The organism is Fructilactobacillus frigidiflavus, from assembly GCF_044054575.1.
Lineage (GTDB): Bacteria > Bacillota > Bacilli > Lactobacillales > Lactobacillaceae > Fructilactobacillus > Fructilactobacillus frigidiflavus.
The window spans coordinates 775,872-790,952 of the sequence record NZ_CP168716.1; the positions used below are offsets into that span (position 1 = coordinate 775,872).

Annotated in this window: 15 protein-coding genes; 4 read left to right on the plus strand and 11 right to left on the minus strand. The window is 36.7% G+C overall.

All coding sequences use genetic code 11. The features are described from left to right. The first annotated feature begins 20 nt into the window (after positions 1 to 20). Complete coding sequence (rbsU, locus tag ACEPSS_RS03870; protein WP_395320358.1) at positions 21 to 932, plus strand: ribose/proton symporter RbsU; 912 nt, start codon at positions 21 to 23, stop codon at positions 930 to 932. A 45-nt stretch (positions 933 to 977) separates the two neighbouring features. Here the strand turns inward: rbsU and ACEPSS_RS03875 are convergent, their stop codons facing one another. Then, positions 978 to 1,412 (minus strand): hypothetical protein, encoded by a 435-nt coding sequence (locus ACEPSS_RS03875; protein ID WP_395320360.1) that lies wholly within the window; start codon positions 1,410 to 1,412, stop codon positions 978 to 980. Positions 1,413 to 1,426: 14 nt separating this feature from the next. Beyond that, complete coding sequence (rlmD, locus tag ACEPSS_RS03880; protein WP_395320362.1) at positions 1,427 to 2,866, minus strand: 23S rRNA (uracil(1939)-C(5))-methyltransferase RlmD; 1,440 nt, start codon at positions 2,864 to 2,866, stop codon at positions 1,427 to 1,429. Positions 2,867 to 2,995: 129 nt separating this feature from the next. On the opposite strand from rlmD, the gene ACEPSS_RS03885 reads away from it, so the two are divergent. Both ACEPSS_RS03885 and ACEPSS_RS03890 read left to right on the plus strand, forming a co-directional pair. Beyond that, positions 2,996 to 3,652, plus strand: coding sequence for an ABC transporter ATP-binding protein (locus ACEPSS_RS03885; RefSeq protein ID WP_395320364.1), 657 nt, complete (start codon positions 2,996 to 2,998; stop codon positions 3,650 to 3,652). Next, positions 3,645 to 4,406, plus strand: a complete 762-nt coding sequence (locus ACEPSS_RS03890; RefSeq protein WP_395320366.1) for an ABC transporter permease — start codon at positions 3,645 to 3,647, stop codon at positions 4,404 to 4,406. The genes ACEPSS_RS03885 and ACEPSS_RS03890 overlap by 8 nt, the downstream gene beginning before the upstream one ends. A gap of 51 nt (positions 4,407 to 4,457) precedes the next feature. Here the strand turns inward: ACEPSS_RS03890 and ACEPSS_RS03895 are convergent, their stop codons facing one another. The 4 genes from ACEPSS_RS03895 to ACEPSS_RS03910 all read right to left on the minus strand — a co-directional run bounded on the left by ACEPSS_RS03895 (position 4,458) and on the right by ACEPSS_RS03910 (position 6,810). Further along, positions 4,458 to 5,387 carry an NADP-dependent oxidoreductase gene (locus ACEPSS_RS03895; protein ID WP_395320368.1) on the minus strand — a complete coding sequence of 310 codons (930 nt, stop codon included), beginning with the start codon at positions 5,385 to 5,387 and terminating at the stop codon, positions 4,458 to 4,460. Between the two features lie 98 nt (positions 5,388 to 5,485). Further along, the gene (locus ACEPSS_RS03900) at positions 5,486 to 6,070 is read right to left on the minus strand and encodes a stage II sporulation protein M (RefSeq protein ID WP_395320482.1); all 585 of its coding nucleotides are present in this window, start codon (positions 6,068 to 6,070) and stop codon (positions 5,486 to 5,488) included. 31 nt (positions 6,071 to 6,101) lie between these two features. After that, positions 6,102 to 6,512, minus strand: a complete 411-nt coding sequence (locus tag ACEPSS_RS03905; RefSeq protein WP_395320370.1) for an ImmA/IrrE family metallo-endopeptidase — start codon at positions 6,510 to 6,512, stop codon at positions 6,102 to 6,104. Further along, positions 6,493 to 6,810, minus strand: a complete 318-nt coding sequence (locus tag ACEPSS_RS03910) for a helix-turn-helix domain-containing protein (protein WP_395320372.1) — start codon at positions 6,808 to 6,810, stop codon at positions 6,493 to 6,495. The genes ACEPSS_RS03905 and ACEPSS_RS03910 overlap by 20 nt, the downstream gene beginning before the upstream one ends. Before the next feature lie 252 nt (positions 6,811 to 7,062). Here ACEPSS_RS03910 and ACEPSS_RS03915 point away from each other — a divergent pair, with 252 nt between their 5' ends. Further along, the gene (locus tag ACEPSS_RS03915; protein ID WP_395320374.1) at positions 7,063 to 9,222 is read left to right on the plus strand and encodes a glycoside hydrolase domain-containing protein; all 2,160 of its coding nucleotides are present in this window, start codon (positions 7,063 to 7,065) and stop codon (positions 9,220 to 9,222) included. Between the two features lie 97 nt (positions 9,223 to 9,319). Here ACEPSS_RS03915 and ACEPSS_RS03920 read toward each other — a convergent pair whose 3' ends face one another. Genes ACEPSS_RS03920 through ACEPSS_RS03940 form a run of 5 tightly spaced genes read right to left on the minus strand, consistent with a single transcriptional unit; the run spans position 9,320 to position 14,917 of the window. Then, on the minus strand, positions 9,320 to 10,249 hold the full coding sequence (locus tag ACEPSS_RS03920; RefSeq protein WP_395320484.1) for an ABC transporter ATP-binding protein: 930 nt from the start codon (positions 10,247 to 10,249) through the stop codon (positions 9,320 to 9,322). After that, a complete protein-coding gene (locus tag ACEPSS_RS03925; RefSeq protein ID WP_395320376.1) occupies positions 10,242 to 11,291 on the minus strand; it encodes an ABC transporter ATP-binding protein in 1,050 nt (349 codons plus the stop codon). Before ACEPSS_RS03925 ends, ACEPSS_RS03920 begins: the two co-directional genes overlap by 8 nt. A gap of 14 nt (positions 11,292 to 11,305) precedes the next feature. Then, positions 11,306 to 12,325 carry an ABC transporter permease gene (locus tag ACEPSS_RS03930; protein WP_395320378.1) on the minus strand — a complete coding sequence of 340 codons (1,020 nt, stop codon included), beginning with the start codon at positions 12,323 to 12,325 and terminating at the stop codon, positions 11,306 to 11,308. Then, complete coding sequence (gene opp3b, locus ACEPSS_RS03935) at positions 12,325 to 13,257, minus strand: oligopeptide ABC transporter permease (protein WP_395320380.1); 933 nt, start codon at positions 13,255 to 13,257, stop codon at positions 12,325 to 12,327. The genes ACEPSS_RS03930 and opp3b overlap by 1 nt, the downstream gene beginning before the upstream one ends. A gap of 10 nt (positions 13,258 to 13,267) precedes the next feature. Continuing rightward, positions 13,268 to 14,917: a peptide ABC transporter substrate-binding protein gene (locus ACEPSS_RS03940; protein ID WP_395320382.1), complete on the minus strand. Its 1,650-nt coding sequence runs from the start codon at positions 14,915 to 14,917 to the stop codon at positions 13,268 to 13,270. Between the last annotated feature and the right edge of the window lie 164 nt (positions 14,918 to 15,081).

Consider the following 15,081-nt stretch of genomic DNA (forward strand, 5'->3'; position numbering starts at 1 on the left):
AAATATTGGAGGACGTAAGAATGTTAGCTTTATTAATCGGGCTTATTCCAATTCTTGGTTGGGGATTTTTCCCTACAGTTTCATCAAAAATCGGTGGTAAACCTTCAAACCAAATTTTAGGTGCTACAATGGGTGCCGTAATCGTGGCCTTTATTGTATTTCTTTTTACTGGATGTGGCTTCCCAATGGGCTGGAATTTATTATTTGGAATTCTATCCGGACTTGGTTGGGGCTTCGGTCAAATCATGGCCTTTAAAGGATACTCACTAGTTGGTTCATCACGAGTTATGCCAATTACAACGGCACTTCAATTGATTGTAACCGCACTCTGGGGTGCCTTTGCTTTAAGTAGTTGGCCTGGTGCTATGCACAAGTTCATCGGAATTATTGCCTTATTGGTAATTATTCTTGGAGCTACTTTAACTACTTGGAGCTCAAACAAAGAAAACACGGATGTTGCTGCTTTAAGAAAAGCTACAATTTACCAAGTTATTGGGGTAATTGGATACTGGCTTTACTCTGCTGCTCCTCAACTTGAAAACCTTGATTGGGCACATAGCTTTATCCCTAGAACTGCTCCCATGAGTGGGCTAGAAGCTTTCTTACCACAAACCATCGGAATGTTATTGATGGCCGTAATTTACGGTTTGATGAACCTTAAGACGGAAAATGCCTTTAAAGAAGGCGTTTCTTACAAGCAAATTATTGCTGGATTCTTCTTTGGAATTGCTGCTTTAGCTTACTTAGTTGCTGCTCAACCAGCCTTCTTAGGTTTATCAACGGCCTTCGTGCTTTCACAAGTTAGTGTAGTACTTGCTACCCTTAGTGGAATTTACATGCTTCACCAAAAGAAAACTGGCAAAGAAATGGTTGCAACGCTTATCGGTTTAGCTTTGATTATCATTGCTGCTACAGTTACTGCTTTCTTATAAAATTGAATATCAAAAAATAATCCCCTTCGTTAGAAGAGGATTTTTTTATTGGTGTTTAAATTTGAAATAATGATTTTTAACTAGTAGTTTAAGTGATTCGGGATTTTCGGCTTGATAACCAATGTTTTGTAAATGTCTAAAATACATTAGGTTATAAATTAATCCCCAAACAATGTGGAATAAGAAACTGAGGGATTCAGAAGCAGTGTATAAATCTACTCCTGTTATAAAAGTAACTAGCATGGTGAAGAACATCTGGACTCCGACCATACAAGCTAAGTTATACCAATCGGCTCGTAAAATGGCCGGCAAAACACCGAAGAAAAGGGAAGTGTATGAAAAGCCAACTTTGTTAACTTTGATAGTTCCCTGATCATTTACGACAATTGCATAATTACTAGGTAGGAACGGAAAAATTCCGTTCTTTTTTGTTTCATCTTGATTTTCATCATCGTTATTTCCATTGAAAAATGGATCCATAGAGCAAGCTCCTCCTATTTTTTAAGGGTAAATTTAACGACTACTTCGACATGGGGAGTTTGGGGCATCATGTCAATTGGTTGAAGATAATCAACGTTATATGATTTAGTTAGTTGCACTAAGTTTTGCGCTAAAGTTGATTGATTACATGAAACATACACGAATTTTTCAGGACGAGTTTGTAAAATCGTATCAATTAAAGTTTGGTCCAACCCAACTCGTGGGGGATCAACTACTAAAGCGGTCGGACGCCAACCTGCTGCCATCCATTGGGGAAGCACATCTTCTGCTTTACCATAGAAGTATTCGGCATTATCAATGTGATTAATTTTGGCATTTTCGTTGGCATCTGCAATGGCTTCTTTAACGGTATCCATTCCGCGGACTTCAGCTACTTGATCAGCAAGGGTTAATCCAATCGTTCCCACTCCAGAATAAGCATCGACTAAATAATCGTTTTCATCGATATCCAAGGCTTCACCAGCTAAGTGGTAAAGTTTGGGCGTCATAATTGAATTCAATTGTAAGAAAGCCCGTGGGGATAAGTCAAAGGCAAGCCCATCAATTTTTTCGGTAATCACTTCGTTACCGGCTAAATGAATCGTTTCTTCACCCCAAATTAAAGGAGTTTCGCCGGGATTAACGTTTTGCATAATTGAAGTAACTTCAGGAAGTTCTTCGGCAATCCGCATGATTAATTTTTGTTTTTTGATTAATTTGTTGGAATTAGTAATGAAAACCACTTGGACGTCATTAGTGTTTAAGGCGGCCCGTACGACAATCGTTTTTAAAATTCCAGAGTTAGTTTTTTCATCATAAGTGGGAATTTCAAAGTCTTCCACCATGTCAACGACGGCACGCATCACTTTCATGGTTAACGGATATTGGACCGAACAAGTTGGCATATTGACAACTTCGTGGGTTCCTTCTTTGTATAGTCCGGCGATTACATAGCCGTCTTCCGTAGTCCGAACTTGAAAAGCCGCTTTATTTCGGTATTCATATGGGTTTTCCATTCCAATGGTAGGACGAACGTCGTATTTTTCAAATCCACGAGGATGGTACCGACTAAGGGCTTGTTTAACCAAGTCCCGTTTGAATTTTAGTTGTTGACTGTACTCTAAATCTTCTAGTTCAAAACCACCGACTTCATTAGCGTAGGCATCACGGGGTTCAACCCGGAACTTACTCTTTTTATCGATTTGCACAATTTTTCCCCGGAGAAATTTGGGTTGAATATCAGTAATGTCAGCTTGAACCACTTCAGTAGGAAGGGCACCGGGAATGAAGATTAACTTCCGACGGTAATAGCCGACTCCTTCTCCGTTAATTCCTAGTCGTTTAATGGTAACGGTGACCCGTTGGTCTAATTTAACTTGGACGCCTGGATTAGGTTTCCGATTGTGGTTAAAATGATTGCTTTTTTGATGATAATTATTATTTTCGTTTCTCATTTTTGCTCCTTTTTTTTGAATCAATTACTCTAATTATAGCATGATAACGGAAAACGTCATTAATTGGCCTTTTTCTTGTTTAGCAAGATAGCGTATAATTTAATTATCACTAGACATAGGAGAAAATACATGGGACAGTTAGCGACTAAAAACCTTTGTTATGATGTAGGTCAAACTAAAATCATCAAAGACATTAATTTTTCAGTTGAAAAGGCTGATATTGTTACAATTACAGGGCCATCCGGAAGTGGGAAATCAACGTTTGCGAAACTCTTAGCTTCCTTGTTAACCCCAACTTCGGGAGCCGTTTATTTTGAAGGAAAAAATATTAAGGAATATAACTCGGTTTCCTATCGCCGTGAAGTTTCGTATGCCGTGCAACAACCAACTTTATTTGGGGATACCGTGCGCGAAAATTTGGAATTTCCGTACATGATTCGGAAGAAACCATTTGATGAACAACATGCGATTAAAGCTTTACAAACGGTTGATTTAGGTGCTGATGATTTAGATCGCCAAGTCACTAGCTTATCTGGGGGAGAAAAGCAGCGAATTGCCCTCTTAAGAAATGTGATGTTTGTACCGAAAGTTTTAATTTTAGATGAGGTCACCACTGGTTTGGATAATGCTAGTAAAGCCAGTGTCCACAAAATGATTGATTATTTTAACGTCAAACATCAAGTGACTATTATTATGATTACCCATGATGACGAAGAAATTAAACTAGCCAAACATCTCTATGAGATTACTGGCGGACAAATGAAAGAGGTGCGGGACGATGCATAATTTAATTGTTTCCAACACGGCGTTAGCGTTAACGAGTGTGTTTGTTTTATTTGCTTTGTGGATTGGGTATAAGCAAGATTTAGGCATTGCGAAATCCTTAATTGTGGCTACGATTCGGTGTGTCGTTCAATTATTTGTGGTCGGTTATGTCTTAAAATACGTCTTTAAGCTAGATAATTGGTTATTAACGATTTGTTTGATTCTGATTATTATTTTTAATGGAGCTTATAACGCTAAGGGTCGTAGTAACGGGCTAGCTAATTCGTTTAAAATTTCCTTGACCGCCATTGCGACTAGTACGATTGTCATTTTGTTAGTGCTCGTCCTAGACGGCTCAGTTAAATTCATTCCATCCCAAATTATCCCACTAACTGGGATGATTGTTAGTAATTCAATGGTGGCGATGGGGCTTTGTTTTCGGACGATGAGTTCGATGTTTAAAGACCGCCGTTCCCAAGTATTGGAAATGCTTGCTTTAGGTGCCACGCCGATGATGGCCAGTAAAAATATCATTCGTGATTCCATCAAAACTGGTTTACAACCTACGATTGATACGGCCAAGACAGTTGGGTTAGTTGCGTTACCCGGAATGATGTCCGGAATGATTTTTGCGGGAGCTGATCCCGTCTTAGCTATTAAGTATCAAATCATGGTAACGTTTATGTTACTCGGAATCACTTCAATTAGTTCGATTATTGGTTGTTACATGGGGTACAAGAGTTTCTTTAATCGCTATGCCCAATTAATCAACTAAGTAAAAAAGACGTCTTTTAGAAATTAATCTAAAGGCGTCTTTATTTTTGCATTATTTATCAAAATCGATAATTAGTTTACCAACTGCATGATGACTTTGACTCGTTTTAATTGCTTGGCGAATCCCGTCCACAGAGAAGGGGAACGTTTGACTGATGATAACTTTTACTTTGCCGTTCGCCACTAAGTCGACCATGGGTTGTAAATCAAGGTGGTTAAAGTCGGCACTTTCATCAATCACCCGAATGTGTTTTTGGATGGCAAGTTGGTTAGCTTTAGCGCCTAACGTCGAAACTAGAAGTCCTTCCGGTTTAAGCACCGCAAAATCATCCGCCACACTCTCACCGCCAATGGTATCAAAGACGACGTCAATGTCATGTAAAACATCTTTAATGTTAGTTGTATGATAGTCAATTACTTGGTCAGCACCTAAAGAAAGTAACAAATCTTTATTTTTGGCACTCGCAGTGGTGTAAACTGTTGCTCCAATTTGATGAAGTAACTGAATACCGAAAGTTCCTAAGCCACCAGCTCCACCTTGGATGAGCACTTTTTGTCCTGGAATAACGTGGGCATGGTTGAAAATTCCTTGCCAAATAGTCATAGAAGCTTCAGGAATCCCAGCTCCCGTGACAAAGTCCACGTTATCAGGTAAAAGGGCTAAGCGGTTTGGTTTAGCGGCAATTGATTGAGCAGAGGCTCCAGTTAAAGTGAAGCCACAAACTCGATCGCCCAGTTTAAAGGCTTGGACGTTTTTCCCAACTTTAGTAATGATCCCCGCAAAATCAGAGTTAGTAATAATGGGGAAGGTTAGTTTTAACCAACTTTTCACCATTCCCTCAGCGATTTTCCAATCAAACGGATTAATGCCTTCTGCCCGGGTTTCAACTAAAACTTCGTCGTCATTAATTTCTGGTTGATCAACTTCTAATTCGGTGATGTTTTCTGGACCACCGTATGCTTTAATCCCAAATGCTTTCATAATTGCTCCTTTTAATTAACGATCGTTATTGTCAACTTAAGCATAAGTCTTTAAAGTACTTCTTTACAATAATACGACTTAGTTGTTTTGAACTTAAGCTAAAAAAGATGAATAATTTTAGGAGTAACAAATGTTTCAATTAATACTGATAAAGTCGATAAAGGAATAGTATAAATTAAATATAGTTTTATCGATGACAAAATTATAGAGGTTAACTTTATTTTTTGATTTTTATAAATTTTGGAACAAATAGCTTTATTAATGTAAAGACCACCTATATAAGTAATTAATAATGCCAATCCTTCTAAAATTACAGTTGGAAAAGTTCCAAGTATTACTAAAAACATAGTTAAGTTATGTTCTACAAATGGCGTTGCAAATAACATTCCTAAAATTATAGAGTTGAAGAAAAAAACAACTGTAAATAAGTATGGTATAGGTATTAACGCTAGCATAAGAGTAAATAGTGGCAATTTTAAGGTATCGTTAGATAAATTTGATAAAAATCCTTTTTGATTATTTTGTACTGGTAAAGATCCTGAATAAATGTTTTTTAGTAATTTTAGTACATCAATTTTTGCTATGATTGTTATCAACATTGTGACGAAAATTATAGAAATAAATAAAATACTTATTTTTTTTAAAACTTTAGTATCAATTGGATTGTTTTTTAAAATTTTAATTTTGAATACCTCCTAATAAAATGTCCTTTTATTAAATGATACATTTTTGTAATTCTCTAATACAAACATCTTTTAGTGAGTTTGGAATGGCGAACAATTCCATAAATTCTTCTAGATTAATTTGATATATTTCTTTATCTTCAATATAAAATGGAATTAGTAACTTAATTGCATTGATATTTGCTTTTTGTTCATATTTGGTGTTTAAAAGCGTTGAAAAACTTAAATTAGCATCATTTTTATCACATTGCAAAAGATGACTGATTTCATGAGCAATGATTAAAGGTAGCTGTCTTTGGTTCGGTTCGTTAGCATTAATAATTATTGATCTAGTTTCAATATCTGCAAATGATTGCGTTTGAGGCAATAGTCTATCAGTATATACTACTTGAATATCATTCTTGAAAGCATAGTTAAATAGACTATTGATGATTTCTTGCATCTCGTAATCTCCTTAAAATTTCTAAGACGGTTTCTTTATCTTCTTCTGGAATTGGTTTACCACCAAACATCATAATTGTTTTTAAATCATCTAAGTTAGCAGTAGTTGTTCCTTCATTTCCTAATAAATAATCGGTAGAAACATTAAAATAGTTGGCAACTTTTTTTAATTTCTGTGAATTAGCATTGTCAATCCATTTTTGTAAAGTACCATTTGGAAACTCAAGCTGATGTTCTAACTCTCTAATAGAAATATTTTTATTTTTTGCTAGTTCTTTAATTCTTTGATATATAGACATTTCAGTACTCCTAAATAATTTTTATAGAACATCTTTCTATAATTCTGTTGACATGTAGAAATATAGTGTATATAGTATTCCCTGTAATCAATTTGATTAATTAAATATTTAATTGCGACAGACGTGTCGTTTTTTATTTAATTCAATTGTAGACTATTGTTCTACAAAATTCAATCTATTAGTTGATTATATAGAAAATCCAGTGCTGGTTATAAATTGTAAACATAATATAAAAAAATGGAGGAAGTAAAAATGGATCAACAAGTTTTAAAAGTACAAAAATGGTTAAACTCAGAATATGGAAAAGTAAATGGGTTTGATAAAGTTCCAGAAAATGGACGAACAGGCTGGGATACAATTTTCGGGTTACGAGAAGGATTACAGCATGAATTAGGAATTAGTTCACTTAGTGGAGGATTTGGTCCTAAGACGCAAGATGCCTTAAGTACACAAGTTGCAAAATATAAAGTTGGATATAAAGGTAAAATTGCCAAATTAATTCAAGGTGCCTTTTGGTGTAAAGGATACAGTCCTGAAGCATTTGATACTAATTTTTCAATTTACACACAAGCAGCAGTTGATAGTCTTCGTAAAGATGCTGGATTAACTAGTGGTAATTTAAACGTTCCATTAATGGCTGCTTTGTTTGATATGAGTGCTTTTAAATTGTTAGAAGGTGGAACTAGCTCAGTTCGCAGTATGCAACAATATCTAAATCGTAATTACTTGAATTATTTTGGCGATGATTTAGGATTGGTTCCAACTGATGGGCTATATCAAAGAAATACTAATACTGCTTTAATTTATGCACTACAAGCAGCTGAAGGTTTATCGGCAAATCAAGCAAATGGTTATTATGGTCCTACGACAGTTAATTTAACCCCAACTGTCTATCAAGGGAATACTGGCAACATTGTTAAAGTTATTCAATATGGTCTAATGGTTAACGGCTTTTATGATGGTAAAATTGATGGAATTTATGGCACCAATGTAGCAGCTGCAGTTTTGAATTTTAGAAAGTTCATGAAATTAGAACCATATAATGGAAATGCTGATTTATCGGTTATTAAGGGTCTTTTAACTTCTAATGGAAATGTTGATAGAGATTCTGATACTTGTGATACTTCTTTTCAGTTAACTAGTACAAATGCCCAAAAACTTAAAAAATTTGGTTTTAATTTAGTAGGTCGTTACTTAACTGGAACGGTTGGTGTAGGTTCTAATCGACGTAAAAAGAATTTAACTGCATCAGAAATTGAGAATATTGTAAACGCAGGATTGAGTATCTTTCCCATCTACCAAGATAATGATGGAAGTGAAGATTACTTTACAGCTGCTCAAGGATTTTCTGATGCCCATATTGCATCCGTTAAAGCAAATGAACTTGGATTTCCACAAGGCACTACAATTTATTTTGCTGTTGATACCGATGTACAAGATGGGGATATTCCTGGAACTGTTTTTCCATATATGGAAGCAATTAATTATGCAGTTGATTCAAAATTTAAAGTAGGTATTTATGGCACTAGAAACGTTTGTGGTAAGACTCTTGAACAAGGCTATGCCGTAAATGCATTTGTATCAGATATGTCTACTGGATATAGTGGTAATCTAGGATACAAAATGCCAAATAAATGGGCGATTGATCAATTTACTGAATATAATTTTGCTGATATTGCAATTGATCAGGATGCCTCATCTGGAAGAGATATGGGGATTAGTAAATTTAATCCATCTGATATCACGACAATTACACCTGATGAAGCTATGAAAGAAATTTTTGGTAATTTTTCATTAGATTACGGTAAAAAATATACAGTTATTGATACAGGTGTATTTTCAGTATCAGTTGAAGTAGATCAAAAATACAACTCTCAAGATGGAAACGGTTATCTTGATATTAAAAATGGTAAATTTTCAAAAGATGGGTTATTTAGGTATTTAACTGATAATGGTTTTAAAAATTCTAAAGATCTTTATGAGATGTTAGATAATTATGTTAATAATTTTAAATTAAGTACCAATGTTTCTATCGGGAATCTTTCAATTGGATCAAGTATTTCAAATGGAGAAGTTACTATATCAACAACCGTTAACGTATTTAAGGTTGGAAATAAAGAATTGAATGGAGAACTATCTTACACGATTACTATTAAAGTTAGAGAACAAAAAATTCCTAATTTTGCTAAAATTGAAAATGATTCTGAAACCGTAAGAGAAAATGCTTATAAAATGTATGGAATTATTGTTTATAGTGTTGGTCAACTTAGTGATTTGATTATTCAATTTATCTCAAGTGAATCTAATCAAATTGAAAACGGAATAGATAATTTAGTTAAGTTAATAGAGTCATTTTTAACAATGAAAGTAGTTGTCTCTATACTTCAGTTTCTATTAGAAATTCCTAAATAATTTTTATAATATTTCATTAAAAAATAACACAATTGTAATTATTGTAAAATAAAATCCCATAACTGCAGAACATTTTTTAGCAGTTATGGGATTTTATTTATTTTTTAAATGAAGCAGCGGTTTCTTCATCACAGTATAAGAAGTGTCCGGGAAGCACTTCTCGAAGGGCTTCTCCTTCTTTGAAAGGATGACTGTGATCAAAGTTTTTAATTTTGTGATTTCTTTCTAGTTCAGGATCAGGAATGGGAACTGCTGATAGTAAACTTTGAGTGTACGGATGAAGGGGGTTGTTATAAACCTCTTCAGTATCTGATAACTCAACGATTTTACCTTTGTAAAGCACAGCAATTCGGTCACTAATGTATTTAACCATGGATAAATCATGGGCGATAAATAGATAAGTGAGGCCTTTTTCCTCTTGAATGTCTTGAAGTAAGTTAACCACTTGGGCTTGAATCGAAACATCAAGGGCTGAAATTGGTTCATCAGCAATGATGAAGGAAGGTTGCACCGCTAAAGCACGGGCAATCCCAATTCGTTGCCGTTGACCACCAGAGAATTCGTGGGGATAACGGTTGGCAAATTCAGGGTTTAGGTTAACTTGCTTAAGTAATTCACGGACTTGACGATCACGATCTTCACTGTTTTTGGCTAAACCATGAATGTCAATTCCTTCCGCAATAATATCTTTAACTTTCATTCGGGGATCTAAGGAAGCATATGGATCTTGGAAAATCATTTGTAAGTTTTTCCGGAAATCCTTTAGTTGACGATTTTTAAGTTTGGCAATATCTTGACCTTCAAAATCGATTTCTCCACTAGTGGGATCGTAAAGGCGGATGATACTCCGACCAGTCGTCGTTTTACCAGAACCAGATTCACCAACTAAACCTAGAGTTTCCCCTTCATAAATATCAAAGGAAATATCATCAACGGCTTTAACTTCGTCTTTTTTCCCAACGTTGAAATATTGTTTCAAATTACGGACCTTAACGGCTACTTTACGCTTGTCTTTTTCATTAGCCATCATTTTCACCTCCTGCTGGTTTGTACTTCTTCCGCCGCTTTTGAATGGAAAGAGGGGGAACTACTTCAGGGGCACGAGGATCTAATAACCAAGTTGCGGCATAATGAGTATCTGTGACCTTGAAGTAGGGTGGTTGTAATCGTTCATCAATTGCTAACGCAAATTCGTTTCGGGGCGCAAAGGCGTCACCCTTAGGTGGGTTAATTAAGTTGGCAGGTGTTCCAGGAATGGCTTTTAGACGTTTTCCCTTAATGTCCAAAGTAGGCATGGAATCCAATAATCCCCAAGTATAAGGGTGCTTTGGATCATAGTAAATCTCATCAGTAGTTCCGTATTCAATAATTTTACCAGCATACATAACTGCAACCCGATCAGCAATCCCAGCAACCACGCCTAAATCATGAGTGATGAAGATGATGGAAGTTCCAATTTTCTTTTGGAGATCTTTTAATAATCTAATGATTTGGGCTTGAACGGTCACATCTAAGGCCGTGGTTGGTTCATCAGCAATTAAAATGTCAGGATTATCGATAATGGCCATCGCAATGACAATTCGTTGGCGTTGCCCACCAGAGAATTGGTGCGGATAATCACCCATTCGGTTAGCGGCATTTGGAATCCCAACTAATTCAAGGACTTCTTGCGCCCGTTTCATGGCATCTGCTTTATTGGCGTTTTTATGCACGAGTAAAGGTTCAGCCACTTGTTTACCGATTGGCATGGTGGGATCAAGGGAAGTCATTGGATCTTGGAAAATCATCGAAATGTCTTTTCCCCGAATTTTATCCATTTCTTTAGGACTTAACTTAAGCAAGTCTTGGTCCCGAAACTTAATTTCACCACCAGTTACAATGGCGTTTTTGGCGTAAAGTTGAATCACGCTTCTTACGGTAACTGATTTACCAGAACCAGATTCACCAACTAAGGCCAAAGTTTCACCTTTGTTTAAGTCAAAACTAACGTCCCGAATGGCATGCACCGTTCCGTTTAACGTCGTAAAATCAACTTTTAAATCTTTAACTTCTAAAACTTTTTCGGTCATTATGGGTCTCCTTTCTAATCAGATTGAGGATCGAATGCATCACGCATTCCATCACCGACTAAGTTAGTTGTAATCATAATCAAACTCAAGATGATTGCGGAAATCCACATTTGGTAAGGCAAGAAGTGGAAAGCTTTTTGACCGTCATTCATCAAAGTCCCAAGTGAGGCATTTGGTGCCGGAATCCCAATTCCGATAAAGCTTAGGAAAGCTTCAAAGAAGATAGCAGTAGGGATTGAGAACATGGTTTGAATAATAATGGTTGAACTAAGGTTCGGAATTAAATGCTTAGTGGCAATTTTCCAGTTTGATTCACCTAACGTTCTAGAAGCTAGGATATATTCGTTTTCTTTAAGTTTGAAAACTTGAGCTCTAATCAAACGGGCCATCGTAATCCAACCAGTGAAGGCAATCGCAACGATGATTGAAGTTAATCCGGGTTTTAGAACCACTAGTAAAAGAATTACGATGATTAGATCAGGAACGGATGAGATGATTTCAATAATCCGTTGTAAGAAAGTATCAACGCGTTCACTAGCTAATCCAGACACAATCCCATAAGGAACCCCAATGACTAAATCAAGTAAAGTGGCCACCATGGCAACGATGATTGAAAGCCGAGTTCCGTAAAGAATTCTAGCAAACAAGTCTCGACCTAGGTAATCAGTTCCAAAAATATAGTAAGTCCCATCGGGAACATGAGCTTCTTTATAAGCATTGATGGTGTGACCACCAATCGTTTGCATTCCGTTCATTCCGGGAATGTTTAAATTACCTAATTTAGGGGGTAAGTTCGCGAATAAAACGTGTTGCGCATTGGGATCAGTTGGGACAAAGGCCGGTCCCAAGAAAGCAATCAAAATAATGAAGACTAAAATAACTGAAGAAACCATGGCAATTTTATTGTGGAAGAAACGCCGTTTAACATCTTGGAAGTAAGTTCTTGAAGCACCAAACACCTCAGTAGGGATGTTAGATAAGTCATTACTTAGATATTGAAATTCCGTTTCTTGTGGTGGTAAGTTATCACGCATTATGCTTTTCCTCCTTTACCTAGTCTAATTCTTGGATCGATTACTCCGTAAAGAATATCAACGACCAAGATAATTACAACCATCAAGAGTGAGTAGAATAAAGTCAATCCCATGATAGTAGGGTAATCGTTAGTTAAAATTGATTGCACGAATTGGTCTCCAATTCCAGGAATGGAGAAGATTGATTCGACAACCATTGATCCGGTCATGATGGAAACAGCCATCGGACCAACGACGGTGATGATTGGAATTAAAGAATTCCGTAAAGCATGTTTAGTAATTACTTGCCAAGTCGCGTCACCTTTGGCTTTGGCCAGTTCAATGTAGTCACTACTTAAAACGTCCACCATTTCAGTTCTCATGTAACGGGCAATGCTGGCCAATGGAAAGGCTGCTAATGCTAACGTTGGGAGAATTGAGGAACTAAAGTTGTGCCAGAGGGCAACTGGGAACCATTGAAGTTTGTAACCAAAGTAGAATTGAAGCAAGATTGCCAAAACGAAACTGGGGATGGAAATTCCCAGGATAGAAACAATTGTAGCAAGGGCATCTACCCAAGTATTTTTCTTAATTGCAGCAATACTTCCCAGGATAATTCCGAGTAGACTACCGATAATCATAGCTTGTAATCCAAGTTGCATCGATGGGCCAATGTGATCCCCGATTAATTGCGTAACGGGTTGGTTATTAAATTGGAAAGATGTGCCTAAGTCACCGTGAAGTAGGCCACCTAGATATTTGAAGTATTGAACGTATTCTGGTTTGTCAAAACCATACTTATGATTCATAACGGTTAATTGAGCGGGACTCATTTTCGCTTGGTTAGTATAAGGAGTTCCCGGTAAAGCCTTCATCATGAAAAAGGTAATCGAGGCAATAATCAATAATGTTAAAAATAAGTAGAAAATACGTTTAAGAATATATTTTGTCATTATTTACCTCCTATTTTTTGTATGCAGCACCCATGTCGTAGATCCCAGTTGGGGTGATGTTAAATCCTTTACTGTCAGGTTTAGTCAAAGCTGCACCGTTATCTTGGTAAGTTGTGATAACCCCCTGTTCCTTAGTAAGAATGTGTTGAGCTTTGAGCATGTCGTTCCAACGAGCTTCTGGATTGTTAGCGTCCGTGGTTTCAGCTTTCTTAACGGCTTCGTCATATTCTTTGTTTGACCAACTACCATCGTTGTTTGAGTTACCGGTGGTTTGAAGGTCTAAGAAGTTAGTTGGGTCAGGATAATCAGCAACCCAGGCACTGGTAACCATGTCAAATTGCTTGCTAACTTGTCTTTGAAGACGAGTCTTGAATGGCACACTACTAATACTCAAGTGGAAACCTGGTAAATCTTTTTCCATGTTACTTTGGAGATATTCTGCCACTTTCTTAGTCGTATCAGTATTATCAGCTGTAAGGGTTAGGTTGATTTCCTTTTGTCCAGTTTCTTTCAATCCTTCTTGCCAGAGTTTCTTAGCCAGTTCAGGGTTGTATTCAGTGTACTTCCGGTCAGCAATGGCTGAAGGTTCGTCCGTAAAGTCAACTCCGGTAGTTGGACTCTTACTCATTTTTGATGGCACTAAACTATGAGCAGGAAGACCAGTCTTACCAAGGATGTTATTACATAATTCATCACGATTAATTGTCATTGACATTGCTTGACGAAGTTTTTCGTTCTTCAAGAATGGATGAGTTTTTTCGTTTAATTCAAGGAAATAAGTCCCGTTATTTGGTGTAGTTTTGAAGTCCTTGTTGTGAGCAAGTTGCCGAGCAGAATCACCACTAAGGTCAGCGTAACGATCAAGCACGTTCGTATCATACAAGTTCAATCCAGTATTTGGATCAGCGATGTAGTAATACTTAAGTTCGTTAAGTTTGACGTTCTTAGCGTTCCAGTAAGATTTATTCTTAACTTCATGCCATTCTGTGTCTCCAACTTTCCAGTTTTCAAGTTTGAACGGTCCGTTAAAAATCATGCCTTTACTGGTTAATCCGTATTGATCACCCATCTTATCAACCGCTTTTTTGTTAATTGGTAAGAATTGACCACCAGAAACTAAGGTATCAAAGTAAGGAATGGGGTGTTCCAAAGTTACTTGAAGCTTGTATTTACCCAAAGCCTTGATTCCCAAAGTATCGGGAGCTTTTTTACCAGCGACAATGTCATCGGCATTCTTAATTCCGCTGTAGATGTAAGAATATTGTGAACCAGTTTTGGGATCACAAATCCGACGCCAAGCATAAACGAAGTCGTTAGCGGTAACAGGATCACCATTTGACCACTTCGTATGCTTAAGTTCAATGGTGTATTTTTTACCACCATCAGTTGGTTTCGCAATACTCTTCGCCACTCCCGGCTTGAGTTGCTTACCAGTGTAACGATAAAGACCTTCCATGGTGTTATTTAAGTTTTGCGCACCATATTGATCAGTATTTAGACTTGAATCCATGGTGGTAATCGTTGCTTTTGAGCTAACCGCCATGGTCTTGTCTTTCGGAGAACTACTATCGTGCTTCTGGGCCCCACACCCAGTTAACACCAAAGCAGAAACTCCGATGATTGCAAATGAAATTAACTTGCCATAACGTAAGTTTTTCATTGTGGACACCTCCATAAAATTTAAAAACTTAAGTTTCCCTTAATCATAGGGCAATTTTCCGAAAATGTAAATGCAATTTCTTAATGTTAAACTCAATATTTTACCTTTAACCTTAAAAAAAGTTAGATGTTGGTTTATGTTACACCAACACTTTGATTAAAATC

Excerpts from the sequence above, each read along its gene's own strand:
- rbsU (WP_395320358.1), top strand. The coding sequence starts at position 21 with ATGTTAGCTTTATTAATCGGGCTTATTCCAATTCTTGGTTGGGGATTT.
- ACEPSS_RS03875 (WP_395320360.1), bottom strand. The coding sequence starts at position 1,412 with ATGGATCCATTTTTCAATGGAAATAACGATGATGAAAATCAAGATGAA.
- rlmD (WP_395320362.1), bottom strand. The coding sequence starts at position 2,866 with ATGAGAAACGAAAATAATAATTATCATCAAAAAAGCAATCATTTTAAC.
- ACEPSS_RS03885 (WP_395320364.1), top strand. The coding sequence starts at position 2,996 with ATGGGACAGTTAGCGACTAAAAACCTTTGTTATGATGTAGGTCAAACT.
- ACEPSS_RS03890 (WP_395320366.1), top strand. The coding sequence starts at position 3,645 with ATGCATAATTTAATTGTTTCCAACACGGCGTTAGCGTTAACGAGTGTG.
- ACEPSS_RS03895 (WP_395320368.1), bottom strand. The coding sequence starts at position 5,387 with ATGAAAGCATTTGGGATTAAAGCATACGGTGGTCCAGAAAACATCACC.
- ACEPSS_RS03905 (WP_395320370.1), bottom strand. The coding sequence starts at position 6,512 with ATGCAAGAAATCATCAATAGTCTATTTAACTATGCTTTCAAGAATGAT.
- ACEPSS_RS03910 (WP_395320372.1), bottom strand. The coding sequence starts at position 6,810 with ATGTCTATATATCAAAGAATTAAAGAACTAGCAAAAAATAAAAATATT.
- ACEPSS_RS03915 (WP_395320374.1), top strand. The coding sequence starts at position 7,063 with ATGGATCAACAAGTTTTAAAAGTACAAAAATGGTTAAACTCAGAATAT.
- ACEPSS_RS03920 (WP_395320484.1), bottom strand. The coding sequence starts at position 10,249 with ATGGCTAATGAAAAAGACAAGCGTAAAGTAGCCGTTAAGGTCCGTAAT.
- ACEPSS_RS03925 (WP_395320376.1), bottom strand. The coding sequence starts at position 11,291 with ATGACCGAAAAAGTTTTAGAAGTTAAAGATTTAAAAGTTGATTTTACG.
- ACEPSS_RS03930 (WP_395320378.1), bottom strand. The coding sequence starts at position 12,325 with ATGCGTGATAACTTACCACCACAAGAAACGGAATTTCAATATCTAAGT.
- opp3b (WP_395320380.1), bottom strand. The coding sequence starts at position 13,257 with ATGACAAAATATATTCTTAAACGTATTTTCTACTTATTTTTAACATTA.
- ACEPSS_RS03940 (WP_395320382.1), bottom strand. The coding sequence starts at position 14,917 with ATGAAAAACTTACGTTATGGCAAGTTAATTTCATTTGCAATCATCGGA.